Here is an 18,838-nt window from a genome sequence, read left to right on the forward strand (position 1 = left end):
CCCCTCGGGCAGGGGAGGTCGCGGCCGTGAAGGACGCAAGATCCCGGTTCAGCGCCGGCCGGCCCGCAGCGCCAGCATCACGCCGGCACTGCCCAGCACGACGAACAGCAGCAGGCTCCACAGCTCGAAGGGCACGCCCAGCACCGACACCGCCGCCTCGGCGCAGGAGGCCCGCACCTCGAACACCTCCGGCTGCCAGCGGTCCAGTCCCAGTCCGGAGACGATCCGGTCGGCCAGCGTCATCGCGCAGGACGATGACTTCGACGCCACCAGGTGCTGGTAGGCCGCGGTGGCCACGCCAGCGGCGCTCAGCGCGGCGAGCACGCCGGCCGACGCGCCGGTCAGGCGCCGGCGCCAAGCCGACGGGCGTGCGCCGATGCCCAGCGCGGCGATCACCGCCACCAGCGAGATGGCCAGGAAGATCACCCGCTGCAGGATGCACCACGGGCAGGGCTGCATGTCGAGCAGGTGCTGGGCGGCCACGGCCGCGGCCACCGCCGCGGCACTGACGGCCGCCAGCGCGAGGAAACCGGCCCGCGCGGCGGTGGGCGAGCCCTTCATTGCACTTCGGCGATCAGCTCGATCTCGACGCAGGCCCCCAGCGGGATCTGCGCGACGCCGAAGGCGCTGCGCGCGTGCGCGCCGATCTCCGGGCCGAACACCTCGGCCAGCAGTTCGGAGGCGCCGTTGGTCACCAGGTGCTGCTCGGTGTAGGTGGGCGTGCTGTTGACCAGCGACATCACCTTGACGATGCGGCGCACCCGGCCCAGGTCGCCGACCGCGGCCTGCAGCGTGCCCATCAGCTCGATGGCGATGGCCCGCGCGGCCAGCTTGCCGGTGGCGGTGTCCATGTCCAGCCCGAGCTGGCCCACCCAGGGCTTGCCATCCCGCCGGGCGATGTGGCCGGAGAGGAAGACGAGGTTGCCGGTGCGCACGAACGGCACGTAGGCCGCAGCCGGTGCAGCGACGGGGGGCAGTTCGATGCCGAGGTTCTTCAGGCGGTCTTGGATGCTCATCGGGGGGTCTGGTCGGTTGATGCCCGTCTTTCGGGCGATGGATTTTGAATCGTACACCGGCCACAGTGGGCGGGCGGGCGCCGGTCGCGGCCGTGACGGGGGCGGGGTGGAGATCGATGGGCACACAGGCGCTTTCACGGGTCGGTGGCGGGCGCCGTGCCGCGCTGGCGCTGGGCTGGCTCGGCGGCACGGGCTGGCAGCTGCACGGCGCGTCCGTCGTCCCTCTTGCCGCCTCGGCGGGGATGGTCGGCCTGCTGCTGCTGGCCGGGGTGCTGCTGCACGCGTGGTGCCGCCGGCGCGAGCGTGGGTGGACGGCGGTGTGGCTGTGCCTGCTGCTGGGGGCGGGCCTGGGCTGGGCCCAGACCGACTGGCGGGCCGCCCGGCGGCTGGCGGTGGTGCTGCCGCCCGCGCTCGAGGGTCAGGCCCTGGCGGTCGTGGGCCGGGTGGTGGCGCTGCCGGCCCGCACCGGGGACGGCGTGCGTTTCCTGTTCGAGATCGAGTCCTTCGACCGGCCGGTGCCCGATACCATGCCCCGGCGCGTGATGCTGAGCTGGTTCGTCCCGTCCTGGGGGCTGCCGGGGCAGCCGGCGCCGCAGGACCTGGCCGCCGGTCAGCGCTGGCGCCTGGAGGTCCGGCTGCGTCAGCCCCATGGCGCGATCAACCCCGGCGGCTTCGACCGCGAGCTCTGGCTGTTCGAGCAGGACGTGCGGGCCACCGGCTCGGTGCGCACCGGCAAGTCGGCCCGGGCGCAGCGCCTGGAGGCGGGGGTCTGCTGCGCCCTCGAGCGCTACCGCCAGCGCGTGCGCGAGGCCCTGGAGCGCCGGCTCGGGGACACGCCGCAGGCGGGGGTGCTGGCGGCCCTGAGCGTTGGTGACCAGTCGGCGATCGATCGTGCCGACTGGGCGGTGTTCCGCCTGACCGGCGTGGCCCACCTGATGGCCATCAGCGGCCTGCACATCACGATGCTGGCCTGGCTGGCGGCGCGCCTGGCCGCCTGGGGCTGGCGGCGCAGCCGGCGGCTGTGCTGGTGCGTGCCGGCCCCGCTGGCCGGCGCCTGGGCGGGGGTGGTGCTGGCCATCGCCTATGCGCTGCTGGCGGGCTGGGGCGTGCCGGCCCAGCGCACCGTGTGCATGCTGGTGGCCTGGCAGGTCTGGCGCACCGCCGGGCTGCGCTCCTCCGCGGCGGGGCAGTGGCTGCTGGCCGCGCTGGTGGTGGCCGTGGCCGATCCGTGGGCGCTGCTGCAGGCCGGTTTCTGGCTGTCCTTCATCGCGGTCGGGCTGCTGATGGGCTCGGGTGGCGTCGGCGAGGGCATCGACCGGCGCGAGCCGTCCGGGGGAGATCCGGGGCCGGCGTGGCCGGCGCGTGCGGGGCGGCTGGTCCGCGAGGGGCTGCACAGTCAGTGGGTCGCCAGCATCGGCCTGGCGCCCTGGACGCTGCTGCTGTTCCAGCAGCTGTCGCTGGTGGGGCTGCTGGCCAATCTGGTGGCCGTGCCGGTCGTGACCTGGCTGGTGACCCCGCTGGCGCTGCTGGGCCTGTTCTGGTCGGGCAGCTGGGTGCTGGCCGCCGCGCCGCTCGAAGGGTTGATGGCCGCCCTGTCGTGGCTGTCGACCTGGCCCTGGGCGGCCTGGTCCGCCCCGGCCGCGCCGGTCTGGGCCAGCGTGGCCGGGCTGATCGGCGGCGGGCTGATGGTGGCCCCGCTGCCCGTGACGATGCGGGGTGTCGGCCTGCTGCTGACGCTGCCGATGCTGTGGCCGGCCGTGCCGGGCCCGGCGGCAGGCGAGTTCGACGTGCTCGTGCCCGACGTGGGTCAGGGCAACGCCGTGCTGGTGCGCACGGCGACCCATGCCCTGCTCTATGACACCGGGCCGGCCTGGGCGCGGGGCGCGGGTGCGGGCGAGCTGATCCTGGTGCCGCTGCTGCGCCGCCTGGGCGTGGGGCGCCTGGATGCGCTGGTGCTGTCCCACCGCGACAGCGACCACACGGGCGGAGCCGAGGCGGTGATTCACTCTCTTGGTGCATACCACCTGTTCTCCTCGCTCGAAGCCGGGCATGCTCTGCGGGGCAGGGCACCACATCAGTGGTGTTCGCGGGGTCTGCGCTGGCAATGGGACGGGGTGAGTTTCGAGTTTCTTCATCCATCGGCCGACCTGGCCGGCCAGGGGATCGAGGCCGTGCGGCCGGGACGCTCCAATGCCCGTTCCTGCGTGTTGCAGATCCGCAATGCATCCCGGTCCGTCTTGTTGACCGGCGACATGGAACGTGAGCAGGAGCTCACGCTGTTACAGGCGCCAACACTGAAAATTCGAACCGATGTCATGCTGGTACCGCATCATGGAAGTCGCACGTCTTCCAGCGATGAATGGCTGCGAGCGGTGAAACCGGACGTTGCGGTGGTCCAGGCGGGCTACCTCAATCGTTACGGGCATCCGGCGGCCGAGGTCATGGCTCGATATGGCGCGCACGGTATTGGTGTGATCCGCACGGATTCGTGCGGAGCCTGGCGCTGGAGCAGCACGAATGCGCGTTTTTCGTGCACGAGGGTCGAGACCCCCCGGTATTGGCGTGCCCTGCTTCGGGGCGATGGCCCTGAATTTGCTAAGACCCTGTCATTCGACAACACAGAACCATGAGACCAATGTTTGACGAAATGTATGCCTCCGGCACAGAAGTTCGGGATCACTACAGAAACTACGGTCGCTGGTTGGCTGAGCAGCCCGAAGATGTGATGCGCATCCGCCGTGAAGAGGCGGAGATGATCTTCCGCCGCGTGGGGATCACCTTCGCGGTCTACGGCGACAAGGACAGCGGCGAGGGCACCGAACGCCTGATCCCGTTCGACCTGATCCCCCGTGTCATTCCCGCCGCCGAATGGCGGGAGATGGAAAAAGGGCTGCGACAGCGCGTGACCGCCCTGAACCGCTTCATCCACGACGTCTACCACGACCAGGAGATCGTCAAGGCGGGCCTGGTGCCCCGGGAGCAGATCCTCAACAACGCGCAGTTCCGCCCCGAGATGATCGGCGTGGACGTGCCCGGGGGCATCTACTCCCACATCGCCGGCATCGACATCGTGCGTGCGGCCAACCCGGATGGCAGCGGCACCTACTACGTGCTCGAGGACAACCTGCGGGTGCCCAGCGGCGTGAGCTACATGCTCGAGAACCGCAAGATGATGATGCGGCTCTTTCCCGAGCTGTTCGCCTCCAACAAGGTCGCCCCGGTGGCGCACTACCCCGACCTGCTGCTCGAGACGCTGCGCAGCGTGGCGCCCAACGGCGTCAACGACCCGACGGTGGTGGTGCTGACGCCGGGCATGTACAACTCGGCCTACTTCGAGCACGCCTTCCTCGCCCAGCAGATGGGCGTGGAGCTGGTCGAGGGCAAGGACCTGTTCGTCAAGGACCACTTCGTCTTCATGCGCACGACGCGCGGCCCGCGCCGTGTCGACGTGATCTACCGCCGCCTCGACGACGACTTCCTCGATCCCCAGGCCTTCCGTGCGGACTCGACGCTGGGCTGCGCCGGCCTGCTGTCGGCCTACCGCGCCGGCAACGTGACGCTGTCCAACGGCATCGGCACCGGCGTGGCCGACGACAAGTCGATCTACGCCTACGTGCCCAAGATGATCGAGTTCTACCTGGGCGAGAAGCCGATCCTGCAGAACGTGCCGACCTACCTCTGCCGCGAGGCGGATGACCTGAAGTACGTGCTCGACCACCTCGACGAGCTGGTGGTCAAGGAGGTGCACGGCGCCGGCGGCTACGGCATGCTGGTGGGTCCGGCGGCGACCCAGGCCGAGATCGCGACCTTCCGCCAGCACCTGCTGGCCAATCCCGGCAACTACATCGCCCAGCCGACGCTGAGCCTGTCGACCTGCCCGACCTACGTCGAGTCCGGCATCGCCCCGCGTCACATCGACCTGCGCCCCTTCGTGCTGTCGGGTCGCAACGAGGTGCAGATGGTGCCGGGCGGCCTGACCCGCGTGGCCCTGAAGGAGGGCTCGCTGGTGGTCAACTCGTCGCAGGGCGGTGGCACCAAGGACACCTGGGTGCTGGAAGCCTGAGGTGGCGGTCGGCCTGATCCTTTCCTTTCCCTTTTCCCGGGCGGGGTGCCAGCGAGGCATCTCCGCTCATGAACATCAAGTCCAAGCAGAGACCGGTGCGGCAGTGAACGCCCGGTCCGGAGATGCGCCCCATGCTGTCAAGAACCGCTGATCACCTCTTCTGGATGGCCCGCTACATGGAGCGGGCCGAGAACACCGCGCGCATGCTGGACGTCAACTACCAGACGGCCCTGCTGCCCCAGTCCGAGGCGGTGGCCGAGCAGGGCTGGCGCGGCCTGCTGAGCATCTCCGAGCTGAGCGGCGACTACGCCAGCCGCTACGGCGACATCGATGCCCGCAGCGTCATGAACTTCATGGTCAGCGACGAGAAGAACCCGTCGTCCATCGTGCGCTGCCTGCACGCCGCCCGCGAGAACGCCCGTGCGGTGCGGGGCGCGCTGACCACCGAGGTCTGGGAGACCACCAACCAGACCTGGCTGGAGTTCAACCGCATGCTGCGCGACAGCGCCTTCGAGCGTGACCCCGGGCCGCTCTACGAGTGGGTCAAGTTCCGCTCGCACCTGTCGCGTGGGGTCCAGGTCGGCACCATGCTGCAGGACGAGGCGCTGCATTTCGTGCGCATCGGCACCTTCCTGGAGCGCTCGGACAACACCGCCCGACTGCTCGACGTCAAGTTCCACGCCGTCGAGAGCGATTTCTACGGCGCGGCCGAGGCCCGTGATCAGGAGTACGACTTCTATCACTGGTCGGCCATCCTGCGTTCGGTCTCGGGCTTCGAGGTCTACCGCAAGGTCTACCGCAACGTCATCCAGCCCGAGAAGGTCGCCGAACTGCTGATCCTGCGTCCCGACATGCCACGCTCGCTGGCCGCCTGCATGAACGAGGTGGTGGTCAACCTGTCGCTGGTGGCCAGCGAACAGTCCTCCGAGACCCTGCGCCGGGCCGGTCGCCTGCGCGCCGACCTCGAGTACGGCCGCATCGACGAGATCCTGGCCACCGGACTCCATGCCTACCTGACCCAGTTCCTCGACCGTGTCGGGGCCCTGGGCCTGGGCATCAGTCGCGACTTCCTGGTAGCGGTGCACTGATCGGCGGCCGTGCCGCGGCCGGTCCCCGCCAAGCGGGGGCCGCGGCACTGTCATCGATTCCGACCACACTCGCTCCGACAACATCACACAGGGTCCATCCGTGTCCATTCACGTCGCTCTCAGTCACGTCACCCACTACCGATACGACCGGCGCGTCAACCTGTCGCCCCAGATCGTGCGCCTGCGCCCCGCGCCGCACTGCCGCACGCCCATCCTGTCCTATTCGCTGCGCGTCGAGCCGCAGAGCCACTTCATCAACTGGCAGCAGGATCCGTTCTCGAACTACCTGGGCCGCCTGGTCTTCCCGGAACCGACCACCGAGTTCAAGGTCACCATCGACCTGGTGGCCGAGATGTCGGTCTACAACCCGTTCGACTTCTTCCTCGAGCCGGGCGCCGAGAACTATCCCTTCGCCTACGACGACGCGCTCAAGCAGGAGCTCGCGCCCTACCTCGTGGCCGAGCCGGCCACGCCCGCCTTCCAGAAGTTCCTCGACTCGATCGACCGCAAGGAAGTGCGCACGATCGACTTCCTGGTCGGGCTGAACCAGCGCCTGCAGGGGGACATCAGCTACCTGATCCGCCTCGAGCCGGGCGTGCAGACGCCCGAGGAGACGCTGACCAAGGCGTCGGGCTCCTGCCGCGACACCGGCTGGCTGATGGTCGAGACGCTGCGCCACATGGGCCTGGCCGCCCGCTTCGTCTCCGGCTACCTCATCCAGCTCAAGCCCGACGTCAAGGCGCTGGACGGCCCGAGTGGCACCGAGGTCGACTTCACCGACCTGCACGCCTGGTGCGAGGTCTACCTGCCGGGCGCCGGCTGGATCGGCCTGGACCCGACCTCGGGCCTGATGGCCGGCGAAGGCCACATCCCGCTGGCCTGCACGCCCCAGCCCTCGAGCGCGGCGCCGATCACCGGCGCGGTCGACGAGTGCGAGGTCGAGTTCGGCCACGAGATGAACATCACGCGCATCTGGGAATCACCGCGCGTCACCAAACCCTACACCGATGACCAGTGGCAGGCCGTGCTGAGCCTGGGCGACCAGGTCGACGAGGAGCTGGTCGCCGGCGACGTGCGCCTGACCATGGGCGGCGAGCCGACCTTCGTGTCGGTCGACGACCGCGACGGCGCCGAATGGAACACCGAGGCGCTCGGCCCGACCAAGCGCATGTACGCCCAGGACCTGACGCAGCGCCTGCGTGACCATTACGGCCAGGGTGGATTCCTGCACTTCGGCCAGGGCAAGTGGTACCCGGGCGAGCAGCTGCCGCGCTGGGCGCTGTCGATCTTCTGGCGCGCCGACGGCCAGCCCTGCTGGCACGACCCGAGCCTGTTCGCCGACGAGCGTGATCCGCACGCCTACACCTCGGCCGATGCCCAGCATTTCCTGCGCACGCTGACGCGCAAGCTCGGCCTGACCGACAGCTACATCCAGACCGGCTACGAGGACACCTGGTACTACCTGTGGCGCGAACGCCGCCTGCCGGTCAACGTCGATCCGTTCGACAGCCGCCTGGACGACGAGCTCGAGCGCATGCGCCTGCGGCGCGTCTTCGCCCAGGGCCTGGACTACGACGTCGGCTACGTGCTGCCGATCCAGCCCGAAGGCGGTCCGGGTCTCGGCGGTTCGCGCTGGACCACCGGCCCGTGGTTCTTCCGCGACGAGCGCATGTACCTGATCCCGGGCGACTCGCCGATGGGCTACCGCCTGCCGCTGGACTCGCTGCCCTGGGTCAGCAAGGGCGAGTACCCCTACCTGATCGACCACGATCCGTTCGCCGACCGTGACGCGCTGCCCGCGTCCACGCGGGTGCGCAGCCAGTATGCCGCCCATGTCGTGGGGGGCGGTTTTGCCGAAGGCGGCACGGTGGCGCTGCAGGCCGATGCCGGCACCGGCGCGGGGGCTGCGGGCTACACGCTGGACCTGAGCGGCGCGGACGCCACGGGTGCTGGCACGGCCGGGGGCGCGACCGCCGCCGGCCTGGCGGGTTCCGGTGACGGCGCCGGCCGCAAGCCCTCCGACAGCCTGCGCGCGCTGACGCCCGAGGAGCTGGCGCGCCATCCGCAGCGCTTCGAGTCGGCCCACTGGATCACCCGCACCGCGCTGTGCGTGGAGGTGCGTGACCCGCGCCGCGCCAACGGCCCGAAGGCCGAGAAGGTCGGCAGCGCCACCGGCGTGCTCTATGTCTTCATGCCGCCGCTGGCGCATCTGGAGGACTACCTCGACCTGCTGGCCGCGATCGAGGCCTCGGCGGCCGAGCTGGGCATGAAGATCGTGCTCGAGGGCTATCCGCCGCCGCGCGACCCGCGCCTGAAGATGCTGCAGGTCACGCCCGACCCGGGCGTCATCGAGGTCAACATCCATCCGGCGCACGACTGGAAGGAGCTGGTCGAGCACACCGAATTCCTCTACGACGCCGCGTGGAAGTCGCGCCTGTCGACCGAGAAGTTCATGCTCGACGGCCGCCACACCGGCACCGGCGGGGGCAACCACTTCGTGCTGGGCGGGGCCACGCCGGCCGACTCGCCCTTCCTGCGCCGCCCGGACCTGCTGGCCAGCCTGCTGACCTTCTGGCACAACCATCCGTCGCTGAGCTACCTGTTCTCGGGCCTGTTCATCGGCCCGACCAGCCAGGCCCCGCGCGTGGACGAGGCCCGCAACGACCAGGTCTACGAGCTGGAGATCGCGCTGGCCGAGATCGAGCGCAACAAGGCGATCTACGGCGCCGACATGCCGCCGTGGCTGGTCGACCGCACGCTGCGCAACGTGCTGATCGACGTGACCGGCAACACGCACCGCAGCGAGTTCTGCATCGACAAGCTCTATTCGCCCGACAGCTCGACCGGCCGCCTGGGCCTGCTGGAGCTGCGTGCGTTCGAGATGCCCCCGCATGCGCAGATGAGCATCGCCCAGCAGCTGCTGCTGCGTGCGCTGCTGGCGCGTTTCTGGAAGGAGCCCTACCGCGCGCCGCTGGTGCGCTGGGGCACCGAGCTGCACGACCGTTTCCTGCTGCCCACCTTCGTGCAGATGGACTTCGACGACGTGATGGAGGACATGCGCCAGGCCGGCTACGCCTTCGACACCGAGTGGTTCGCGCCGCACTTCGAGTTCCGTTTCCCGAAGGTCGGCGAGGTCACGGCCCGCGGGGTCCACGTGACGCTGCGCAACGCGCTCGAACCCTGGCACGTGATGGGCGAGGAGGGTGCCGTCGGCGGCACGGTGCGCTACGTCGACTCGTCGCTGGAGCGCATGGAGGTCAAGGTCACGGGTCTGGTCGATCCGCGCCATGTCGTGACCTGCAACGGCGTGCCGGTGCCGCTGCAGCCGACCGGCCGGGTGGGCGAGTACGTGGCCGGGGTGCGTTACCGTGCCTGGCAGCCGTCGGCCGCGCTGCATCCGACCATCGGGGTCCATGCGCCGCTGACCTTCGATCTGGTCGACACCTGGATGAACCGCTCGATGGGCGGCTGCCAGTACCACGTGGCCCATCCGGGCGGACGCAACTACGACTCCTTCCCGGTGAACTCCTACGAGGCCGAGAGCCGGCGCCTGGGTCGTTTCTTCGCCATGGGTCACACCCCGGGCAAGGTCGTCGCGGCCCAGCCTGATCGAAGCTGGGAGTTCCCGTTCTCGCTCGATCTGCGCCGTCCGGTCTGATCCGCGCCAGGATCGGTCATGAATGGGGCCAAGGATCCCGGCGGTCCGCCCCGGAAAACGGCTGAGCGCCTCCCGGAACCGGTGGGTTCCGGGGCGCCTGTCCGGGTGAGCCACCTGGGGCCGTCGTCCGAAGCAGGGCATGATCCGGACATGCAATCGAGTTTGCTTTCCGAAGAAATGCCCGATGCGGCCGCGCTGGCGGCCGCCGCGGCGCTGGCGGCCACGCCCGGCCATCACGATGAACTGCGGGGCATCCCCGCGCTGTGTGCCCAGGTCGTGGACAAGGGCGAGGACGCGGACAAGGACGACACGGCGGCGTCCGGCGAGAGCCTGTCGCCGCTGTGGAGCCAGTTCTTCGACATCAACGGTGTCGAGGGCTGGAACGACCTGCCGGCGCGGCTGGCGCGCATCCAGCGCCGCGTGCGCGAGGACGGCGCGACCTACAACGTCTATGCCGAGAACGGGGACGGCGCCCGCTCCTGGCCGCTGGAGATGCTGCCGCTGCTGGTCAGCCCGCTCGAGTGGGCGCACATCGAGAAGGGCGTGACCCAGCGTGCGCGGCTGCTGGAGGCGGCGCTGCGCGACATCTACGGGCCGCAGGAGCTGCTGCGCACCGGCCTGCTGCCGGCGCCGCTGATCTACGGCCATCCCCAGTACCTGCATGCGGTGCACGGGCTGCAGCCGGCCGGCCAGGCGTGGCTGCACGTGATGGCGGTCGACCTGGCCCGCGGCCCCGACGGTCACTGGTGGGTCGTCGGTCACCGCACCGGCGCGCCCTCCGGCCTGGGCTACCTGCTCGAGAACCGGCTCATCGTCGCGCAGCAGTTTCCCGATGCCTTCCGCGAGATGCGGGTGCAGCGCATCGCCTCGGCCTTCCGGGCGTTGATGGAAGGCCTGATGCATGCCAGTCCGGCGGGCGACCGCTCGCGCACGGTGCTGCTGACGCCGGGGCCGCGCAACGAGACCTATTTCGAGCACGTCTTCCTGGCCCGCTACCTGGGCCTGTCGCTGGTCGAGGGCTCCGACCTGACGGTGCGCGACCAGAAGCTCTACCTCAAGACCATGCATGGCCTCGAGCGGGTGCACATCGTGCTGCGCCGGGTCGACGACGAGTGGGTCGATCCGCTCGAGCTGCGTTCGGATTCGGCCCTGGGCGTGCCCGGCCTGCTGCAGGCCGTGCGAGCCCAGCAGGTGGTGCTGGCCAACGTGCCGGGTGCCGGCGTGCTCGAGAGCCCGGGCCTGACCGCCTTCTGGCCCGGGGTCGCCCGCAAGCTGCTCAAGGAAGAGCTGATCCTGCCCGCGACCACCAGCTGGTGGTGCGGCGAGGGCAGCGTCTGGAACGCCAACCGCGCGACCCTGTCCGACTACGTGATCATGCCGACCTTCCCGGCCGGCCCGGTCACGCGCAGCTTCGAGCCGGTGCTCGCCGGTGACCTGAGTCCGGAACGCCTGCGTGCCTGGGAGGCGCGCATCGCGGCCGATCCGGCCGCGCACACCCTGCTCGAGCCGGTGCACCCCTCGGAGCTGCCGGTCTGGCGGGACGGGCGCCTGGAGCCCCGGCCGGTGGTGATGCGGGTCTACGCCATGCTCGACGGCGAAGGCCGCTGGCGGGTGCTGCCGGGCGGGCTGACGCGGGTGGCCACCCGGCGTGCGCCGGGGGCGACGACGGCGGCTTCACGTGCGGCGATCGCCGCGACCGCCGAGCTGTCGGCCAAGGCGGCCCGCTCGTCGAGCGAGGCGGCCGCCAACGACGGCACGGTCGAGCCTGCGCCGCCCATGGCCGAACCCGTGGTGCCCGTGCCCGCCGCGGCCGCTGCGGCGCCGGTGGCCACGACGCTGGGGGCCACGGCCTCGCGGGCCGACGGCGGCAGTGGCGCGGACGCCTACCTGTCCATGCAGCGCGGCAGCGCCAGCACCGACACCTGGGTGCTGGCCGAGGGCGAGGTCGATGCCACCAGCCTGCTGCCCCAGCCGCTGGTCGCCGCCGACCTGATGGGCTGGCACCGGGTGATCACCAGCCGGGCGGCGGAAAACCTGTTCTGGCTGGGCCGCTACACCGAGCGGGCCGAAAACGCCAACCGCCTGGCCCGGCTGCTGCTGGAGAGCCTGCCCACCGCCCGGGCGCCGGTGGTCGACTACCTGCATGCGCTGGCGCTGCGCCACGGCCTGATCGGGCGGTCGGTGCCGTCGCCGGTGCGTGGCACGCCGCAGGCGGCCCGGCTGTTCGAACGTTCGCTGATGCATGCGCTGGCCGATCCGACGGGCTCGACCAGCGTGGCCTACAACCTGCGAGCCCTGCGCCGCTGCGCCGAGTCGCTGCGCGAGCGGCTGTCCGACGAGCACTGGTCCCTGATCCTCGACCTCGACGAGCGGTTTTCCCGGCGGGTCGGGGCGGTGCTGGCGCAGGAGGGCCACGAGCCGCTGAGCGACGTGCTGGCGGTGCTGGCCCAGACCGCCACGCAGCTGGCGGCCGTGACCGGCTCGCAGACCGACCGCATGACCCGCGACGACGGCTGGCGTCTGCTCAGCGTGGGCCGGCAGATCGAGCGGCTGCACATGCTCTCGCATGCGCTGGCCAGCGGCTTCGAGCGTGGGCTGCAGCGCTCCGACGACGGTTTTGCCACGCTGCTGGGCCTGTTCGACTCGACCATCACCTACCGGGCCCAGTTCCAGGCCCGCAAGGAGGTGCCGCCGCTGCTGCACCTGCTGGTGATGGACACCGACAACCCGCGCGCGCTGGCCTGGGTGGCCCGCACGCTGCGTGACCGGCTGGTCAAGCTGGCCCGCCACGATCCGCCCTGGGCCGAGGAGGTCTGCGCCTTGCTGCCCCAGCCGGTGGGCTGGGACCTGGCCGCGCTGTGCGAGGTCGACGACGAGCGGCGCTACCGGCAGCTGAACGAGGCGCTGACCGCCTGCAGCGAAGGCGTCTGGGCGCTGTCCAACGAAATCAGCCGACACCTGTTCTCGCACGTGGGCCCGGCCCCGCGGGCGGTGTGGCAATGAACGCGACGATGACCGATTCCGAGAAACCGGTGATCCGCGGGGTGCCCATCCGCATCCTGCGGGTCGAGCACGAGACCCGCTACCGCTACGACGCGCCGGTCGAGCTGGCCAACCACATGGCCCGGCTGCGGCCCCGTCACACGGCGACGCAGCGCATCCGCGACTGGCACCTGGTGGTCGAGCCCTTGCCCGATGCCTCGCCGGAGGGGGAGGAGCCGGGCGCGCCTCAGGTGGTGCCGCCCGGCGTGCACCAGAGCCGCGACACCTGGGGCAACTGGCGCGCGACGTTCTCGCATTCGCGGGTGCACGACCAGCTGGTCGTGCGCTCGACCTTCCAGGCCCAGGTCTGCGCGGCCGTGAGCCTGCAGATGCTCAACAGCCCGGCGTGGGAGAAGGTGGCCGAGCGGCTGCGCTACCGTGCGCGCGTGCCGCTCGACGATGCGCTCGAGTTCGCGCTGCCTTCGGCCTATGCCCCCCGGGATGCGGCGCTGGCGGCCTTCGCCAACGAGGTGTTCGTGCCCGGCACGCCGCTGCTGGCGGGTGCGTTCGCGCTGATGCACCTGATCCACCGGCGCTTCGAGTACCGGCCCAGTGCCACGTCGGTCTCCACCCGGGCGCCCGAAGCCCTGGCGCAGCGCCGCGGCGTCTGCCAGGACTTCGCCCACGTGATGATCGGCGCGATGCGCTCGCTGGGCCTGTCGGCGCGTTACGTCAGCGGCTACCTGCTGACCCAGCCGCCACCGGGCCAGCCCCGGCTGGTCGGGGCCGACGCCTCCCATGCCTGGGTGCAGGTGTGGTGCCCGGTGCATGGCTGGGTGGCGCTGGACCCGACCAACGCGGTGCTGGTCGGCCCCGACCACGTGACGCTGGCCTGGGGTCGCGACTACGAGGACGTGGCACCGCTGCGCGGGGTGATCCGCGGCGGCGGGCGGGCGATCCCGGAGGTGGCGGTCACGGTCGAGCCGATCGAGGTCGCGGCCGCCCGCGGGGCCTGCGCGCCCGTGCGGCCCCCGGGGGCGGCGGTGCCCGCCGCACGGCCCGCGGCCGCACCGGTCACGCCGCCGCGGCGTTGAGCGCTCAGCGCGCCTGGCTCAGCACCGCGCAGCCACGCTGCACGGCCGGGCGCTCGCCGATGCGGTCGAACCAGGCCTTCAGGTGCGGAAAGTCCGTCCAGTCGATGCCCTGGTTCTGCCAGGAGCGCAGCCAGGGGTAGATCGCGATGTCGGCGATCGAGTAGTCGTTGCCGGCCATCCAGGCCGACTGTGCCAGGCGCCGGTCCATCACCCCGTACAGCCGCTGCGCCTCGCGGGTGTAGCGCTCGATCGCGTAGTCGACCTTCACCGGCGCGTAGACGCGGAAGTGGTGCGCCTGGCCCAGCATCGGACCGACCCCGCCGACCTGGAACATCAGCCACTGCATCACCTCGAGGCGCGCCCGCGGATCGGTGGGCAGGAAACGACCGGTCTTCTCGGCCAGGTAGAGCAGGATCGCGCCCGACTCGAACAGCGAGATCGGCGCAGCGCCCGGACCGTCGGAGTCGACCAGTGCCGGGATCTTGTTGTTCGGGCTGATGCGCAGGAAGTCCGGCGCGAACTGTTCCCCTGCGCCGATGTTCACCGCCCGGACCTGATAGGGCAGCTCGCACTCCTCGAGCATGATGTGGATCTTGTGCCCGTTGGGGGTGGGCCACGAAAAGAGTTCAATCACGGTACCGCCTGGTCGATAAGAGTAAGGACACGTTTTCCACTCTATTCGAATTCAAGCCGCCATGTTCCAAGCCATCCATCGCCTGTTGCGCCCCCGTGCGGTGGCCGCACCCGATTCGGGTCTGCTCGAGGAGTGGGCCGAGCACCGGGGTGAACACTGCAAGCGGGTGCGCCGCGGCCACGGCTGCGCGATCGACTTCCGCGTCCTGGGTCGCCCCGGCCGCATGGAGTGGGGCCCCAGCCAGCGTGACTACATCCCGCGCCAGGAGCTGCGGGTGCGCATCGACATGGGCCTGCCGGCGCTGCTGGAGATGATGGTGATGTCGCGGCCGCTGGCCGAACGGCTGGAGGGTGACGCCTACGGCACGCTGGTGCAGGGCCACAAGACCGGCATGGGCCACGCCCTGCCCGAGGAGCTGCGCTGGCTGTCGATGATGGACCGGGTCGATTTCCCCGACCATGAACTGCTGGCGCAGCGTTTCGTGCTGATGGCCGCGTCCGCGCCGCATGCCGCCCGCTGGGTGCGTGGTGACCTGGCCAATCGCCTGATGCGGGCGGCCACCCGCTGGCTGAGTCCGGAGGCGCCGCTGGTGCTGATGACGCTGCGCGGGCGCCTGTATCTGCGCACCGAGGCCAATCAGCTCGAGATGGCCATGCTCGATGGTGCACGTTCGCTGGCCGAGGTCGCGGCGACCCGGGCCCAGGCCTGCCTGCAGGCCCGCGTGCCCGCGGAGCCGGCCGAGCCGGGCATGCCCGCCGCTGCGCTCGTGCCGCAGGTGGCCGCCCCGGCCTTCAGCCGACTGGCGCCGATGGCGTCGGACGACGACGAGCTGTCCGACCTGACGCTGCGCCACGCCGACACCGACGTGCGGCTGTGAGCCCGGCGCAGGCCGCGCCGCGGGGCTCAGCGCTCGGCGATGGCGGCGAGCTTTTCCCGTGACAGCACGACCAGCCGCGCCGGCTCGATGCGCAGCGCGCCGTGGCGCTCGAAACCCTTCAGCTCCTGATTGACCCGCTGGCGCGACGCGCCCACGAGCTGGGCCAGGTCCTCCTGGGCCAGCTGCAGGCCGATGCGGATGCCCCCGCGGTCGGCACTGCCGTAGCGGCGCGACAGGTGCAGCACCTGCTTGGCCAGCCGGGCCGCCAGCGGTTTGGTGTGCAGGTCCTCCAGGCTGGTCAGCAGCTGGCGCATGCGGCGGCAGTTCAGCTGCAGCAGCGCGTCACCGAAACCCGGGTGCCGGGCGCGCAGCGCCTCGAAGTCCGGCCGGCGCACGACCAGCAGCGTCGTCGCTCCGTGGGTGGTGGCGTCATGGGTGCGGGGCAGGCCGTCGATCAGCGCGATGTCGCCGAACCAGCTGCCCGGCTCGGCATAGGTCAGCGCGATCTGCTTGCCGGCCATCGAGACCGAACTCAGCCGCAGCGCCCCGGCGGCCACGCCGATCCAGTCGGTGGCCGGCTGTCCCCGCGAGGCGATCTGCAGCCCGTCGGCATGGCGACGCACGACGGCGCAGGCCAGGATCTCCTCCCGCAGCGCCGCGGGCAGCAAGGCGAACCAGGGGCCGCCTTCGATGGCCTGGCGTTCTTCGGTCGTGAGCACGATGGAGGTCATGGCAAGACAGCGCGCGAGGCTGCAGCGGTGGAGGCAGCCCCGATTCTGTCACCGAAAAACGAACGACCGTTCGTGCGTTTTTCAGTCCCTCAACCCAGGTGCCGCTTCAGCCGCTCCAGGGCGGTGTGCAGGGTGCTGTCGCGCTTGGCGAAGCAGAGGCGGGCCAGCTGCTGGTTGCGCCCGTCGGCGTGGAAGGCCGACAGGGGGATGGCCGCCACGCCCGCCTCGCGGGTCAGCCACTGGCAGAACTGCGCCTCGGGCAGCGCCGCGATGGCATCGGGCAGGCCGCTGTAGTCGACCACCTGGAAATACGTGCCTTCGCAGGGCAGCGGGCGCAGCGCCGTGTCGGCCAGGCCCCGGCGGAACAGGTCCCGCTTGGCCTGGTAGAAGGCCGACAGCTCCAGGTAGGGGGTCGGGTCGGCCAGGTAGGCGGCCAGGCCGTGCTGCATCGGCGTGTTCACGGTGAACACGTTGAACTGGTGCACCTTGCGGAACTCGTCCATCAGCGCCCGCGGCGCGGCGGTGTAGCCGACCTTCCAGCCGGTCACGTGGCAGGTCTTGCCGAAGCTCGACACCAGCACCGCGCGGGCGGCCAGCTCCGGGTGGCGGGCCACGCTCTGATGGACCTGCCCGTCGAAGCACATGTGTTCGTAGACCTCGTCGGACAGCACGAGGATGTCGGTGGGCCGCAGCAGGTCGGCCAGCCGCTGCATCTCGTCGGCGCTCCAGACGGTGCCCGTCGGGTTGTGCGGGCTGTTGATGATCAACGCCCGGGTGCGCGGCGTGATGGCCGCGGCGATGCGATCGAAGTCGGGCCGGAAGCTCCCGGCCGTCAGCGGCACATGCACCGCCGTCGCCCCGGCCAGCACGATGTTGGGCTCGTAGCTGTCGTAGCAGGGGTCGAGCACGATGACCTCGTCGCCCGGATGCACCAGCGCGAGGATGGCCGTCAGGATGGCCTGGGTGGCACCGGCCGTCACCGTGATCTCGTGCGCCGGGTCGTAGGCGCGGCCGTAGAGCGCCAGCAGCTTGTCGGCGATGGCCTGGCGCAGCGCCGGCACGCCGGCCATCGGCGGGTACTGGTTGTGGCCCGCGTCCATCGCGTCCTTGACCGCCTGCATCAGCCGCGGATCGCCATCGAAGTCCGGGAAGCCCTGGCCGAGGTTGACCGCCTGGCACTCCAGCGCGAGGGCGGACATGGTGGTGAAGATCGTCGTGCCGACCTGCGGCAGGCGGCTGACGGGCTGCGGGGTGCGGTGGATTGCGGTCATGGCGGGGCGGGTGGGTGTCGGGGTCGAGGGCGATCCGGTCTCGGCGGCCGTGCTCAGAGGCTGTAGTTCGGCGGGGTGTCGTCGACACTCCCTTCCATCGCGCGGGTCACCAGCGCGCGGGTCAGCCGCTCGGACAGCAGTTCGGCGAAGCTGTAGACGAAGTGGCGCAGGTAGGCGCCGCGCTTGAAGGCGATGCGGGTGATGTTGGGCCCGAACAGATAACCCACCGGGCAGGCCACCAGCTCGCCGCCGGGCGCGAAGGCCGGGTCGTCGCGCACCGCCATCTCGGCGACCAGGCCCACGCCCAGGCCCAGGCGCACATAGGTCTTGATCACGTCGGAGTCGATCGCCTCGAGCACGTACTGCGGCTTCAGGCCGCGCTGCTCGAAGGCCGCGTCGATGCGTCCGCGCCCGGTGAACGACGGGTGGTAGGACACCAGCGGTTCGCGGGCCAGGTCGTCGAGCGTCAGCCGGTCGAGCGTGGCCAGCCGGTGGCGGGCCGGCACGACCGCGACGTGGCGCCATTCGTAGCAGGGCAGCGTGACCAGCTCGTCGTAGGCGGTCAGGCCCTCGGTGGCCACCGCGACCTCGGCCGCGTCGTCGAGCAGCATCTGCGCGATCTGCTGCGGGGTGCCCTGGTGCAGGCTGATCGTCACCTTCGGATGCCGCGCCCGCAGGGCCGCGACCGGCCCGGGCAGCACGTAGCGCGCCTGGGTGTGGGTGGCGGCCAGCGACAGCGTGCCGGCGTCCTGGCGGGTGTAGTCCTCGCCGATGCGCTTGAGGTTGGCCACCTCGCGCATGATCACCTCGATCGAGTTCAGCACCTGGCGTCCGGGCTCGGTGATGCGCTTGAGGCGCTTGCCGTGGCGGGCGAAGATGTCCACGCCCAGCTCCTCCTCGAGCTCGAGGATGGCCTTGGAGATGCCCGGCTGCGAGGTGTGCAGCGCCTTGGCCGTCTCGGTCAGGTTCAGGTCGCGCCGGGCGGCCTCCTGGACGAAGCGGAACTGGTGCAGGTTCATGACGGCAGGCCGGTGGACGCCGCCGGTGCGCGGACCAGCTCCAGCGTCGCGTGCGCCAGCGCCCGCGTGACGCCGTCGATCTCGCCGATGGCGGCGGTGGCCTCGATGTGCACGTCGGGCCACGCGGCCCGGGCCTGCTCGATCAGCACCGGCAGGTCCTTGCGCACATGGCCTCCCGCGCCCAGGAACAGCGGCACGACGGTGACATGCCGGCAGCCCTGCGCCACCAGCTCGTCCACGCCCGCGGCCAGCCCGGGGGTCATCAGCTCGAGGAAGGCCAGTGCCACCGGCTGGTCGGGCGCGGCGGCCCGCAGCTGGTCGGCGATGCGATGGAAGGGCCGGGCCCACTGCGGATCGCGGGCGCCGTGGGCGAAGAGAAGGATGCCGTGCATGTTCGAACCCGTC

General features: G+C 70.9%; 14 protein-coding genes. 7 read left to right on the forward strand and 7 right to left on the reverse strand.

The window, feature by feature from the left end; genetic code table 11:
• Window positions 1–48 precede the first annotated feature (48 nt).
• A complete protein-coding gene (locus tag C7444_RS13285; protein WP_110401336.1) occupies window positions 49–561 on the reverse strand; it encodes a disulfide bond formation protein B in 513 nt (170 codons plus the stop codon).
• Entirely contained in the window at window positions 558–1,016 is a 459-nt protein-coding gene (locus C7444_RS13290; RefSeq protein ID WP_110401337.1) for a RidA family protein, read from the reverse strand. The genes C7444_RS13285 and C7444_RS13290 overlap by 4 nt, the downstream gene beginning before the upstream one ends.
• A 116-nt stretch (window positions 1,017–1,132) precedes the next feature.
• Here C7444_RS13290 and C7444_RS13295 point away from each other — a divergent pair, with 116 nt between their 5' ends.
• The 6 genes from C7444_RS13295 (at window position 1,133) to C7444_RS13325 (ending at window position 13,901) form a co-directional block, all read left to right on the forward strand.
• On the forward strand, window positions 1,133–3,646 hold the full coding sequence (locus tag C7444_RS13295; RefSeq protein ID WP_110401338.1) for a DNA internalization-related competence protein ComEC/Rec2: 2,514 nt from the start codon (window positions 1,133–1,135) through the stop codon (window positions 3,644–3,646).
• Window positions 3,643–5,079 (forward strand): circularly permuted type 2 ATP-grasp protein, encoded by a 1,437-nt coding sequence (locus C7444_RS13300; protein ID WP_110401339.1) that lies wholly within the window; start codon window positions 3,643–3,645, stop codon window positions 5,077–5,079. Before C7444_RS13295 ends, C7444_RS13300 begins: the two co-directional genes overlap by 4 nt.
• A gap of 131 nt (window positions 5,080–5,210) precedes the next feature.
• On the forward strand, window positions 5,211–6,167 hold the full coding sequence (locus C7444_RS13305; RefSeq protein WP_110401340.1) for an alpha-E domain-containing protein: 957 nt from the start codon (window positions 5,211–5,213) through the stop codon (window positions 6,165–6,167).
• A 100-nt stretch (window positions 6,168–6,267) separates the two neighbouring features.
• The gene (locus tag C7444_RS13310; RefSeq protein ID WP_110401341.1) at window positions 6,268–9,825 is read left to right on the forward strand and encodes a transglutaminase family protein; all 3,558 of its coding nucleotides are present in this window, start codon (window positions 6,268–6,270) and stop codon (window positions 9,823–9,825) included.
• Window positions 9,826–9,975: 150 nt separating this feature from the next.
• The gene (locus tag C7444_RS20660; protein WP_245909555.1) at window positions 9,976–12,828 is read left to right on the forward strand and encodes a circularly permuted type 2 ATP-grasp protein; all 2,853 of its coding nucleotides are present in this window, start codon (window positions 9,976–9,978) and stop codon (window positions 12,826–12,828) included.
• A gap of 8 nt (window positions 12,829–12,836) precedes the next feature.
• Window positions 12,837–13,901: a transglutaminase family protein gene (locus C7444_RS13325; RefSeq protein WP_110401342.1), complete on the forward strand. Its 1,065-nt coding sequence runs from the start codon at window positions 12,837–12,839 to the stop codon at window positions 13,899–13,901.
• A 4-nt stretch (window positions 13,902–13,905) separates the two neighbouring features.
• On the opposite strand, the gene C7444_RS13330 is transcribed toward C7444_RS13325, so the two are convergent.
• Window positions 13,906–14,535 (reverse strand): glutathione binding-like protein, encoded by a 630-nt coding sequence (locus C7444_RS13330; protein ID WP_110401343.1) that lies wholly within the window; start codon window positions 14,533–14,535, stop codon window positions 13,906–13,908.
• A gap of 61 nt (window positions 14,536–14,596) precedes the next feature.
• Between C7444_RS13330 and C7444_RS13335 the strand changes: the two genes are divergently transcribed.
• Complete coding sequence (locus C7444_RS13335; protein WP_110401344.1) at window positions 14,597–15,412, forward strand: hypothetical protein; 816 nt, start codon at window positions 14,597–14,599, stop codon at window positions 15,410–15,412.
• Window positions 15,413–15,438: 26 nt separating this feature from the next.
• Here C7444_RS13335 and C7444_RS13340 read toward each other — a convergent pair whose 3' ends face one another.
• The 4 genes from C7444_RS13340 to C7444_RS13355 all read right to left on the reverse strand — a co-directional run bounded on the left by C7444_RS13340 (window position 15,439) and on the right by C7444_RS13355 (window position 18,825).
• Entirely contained in the window at window positions 15,439–16,143 is a 705-nt protein-coding gene (locus C7444_RS13340; protein ID WP_110401345.1) for a Crp/Fnr family transcriptional regulator, read from the reverse strand.
• An 89-nt stretch (window positions 16,144–16,232) separates the two neighbouring features.
• Window positions 16,233–17,414 (reverse strand): pyridoxal phosphate-dependent aminotransferase, encoded by a 1,182-nt coding sequence (locus C7444_RS13345; RefSeq protein ID WP_110401346.1) that lies wholly within the window; start codon window positions 17,412–17,414, stop codon window positions 16,233–16,235.
• 53 nt (window positions 17,415–17,467) lie between these two features.
• Window positions 17,468–18,433 carry a CysB family HTH-type transcriptional regulator gene (locus C7444_RS13350; RefSeq protein WP_110401347.1) on the reverse strand — a complete coding sequence of 322 codons (966 nt, stop codon included), beginning with the start codon at window positions 18,431–18,433 and terminating at the stop codon, window positions 17,468–17,470.
• Window positions 18,430–18,825: a sirohydrochlorin chelatase gene (locus tag C7444_RS13355; protein WP_110401348.1), complete on the reverse strand. Its 396-nt coding sequence runs from the start codon at window positions 18,823–18,825 to the stop codon at window positions 18,430–18,432. Before C7444_RS13355 ends, C7444_RS13350 begins: the two co-directional genes overlap by 4 nt.
• Window positions 18,826–18,838 lie beyond the last annotated feature (13 nt).

Origin of the sequence: Sphaerotilus hippei, from assembly GCF_003201595.1 — a bacterium.
Lineage (GTDB): Bacteria > Pseudomonadota > Gammaproteobacteria > Burkholderiales > Burkholderiaceae_C > Sphaerotilus > Sphaerotilus hippei.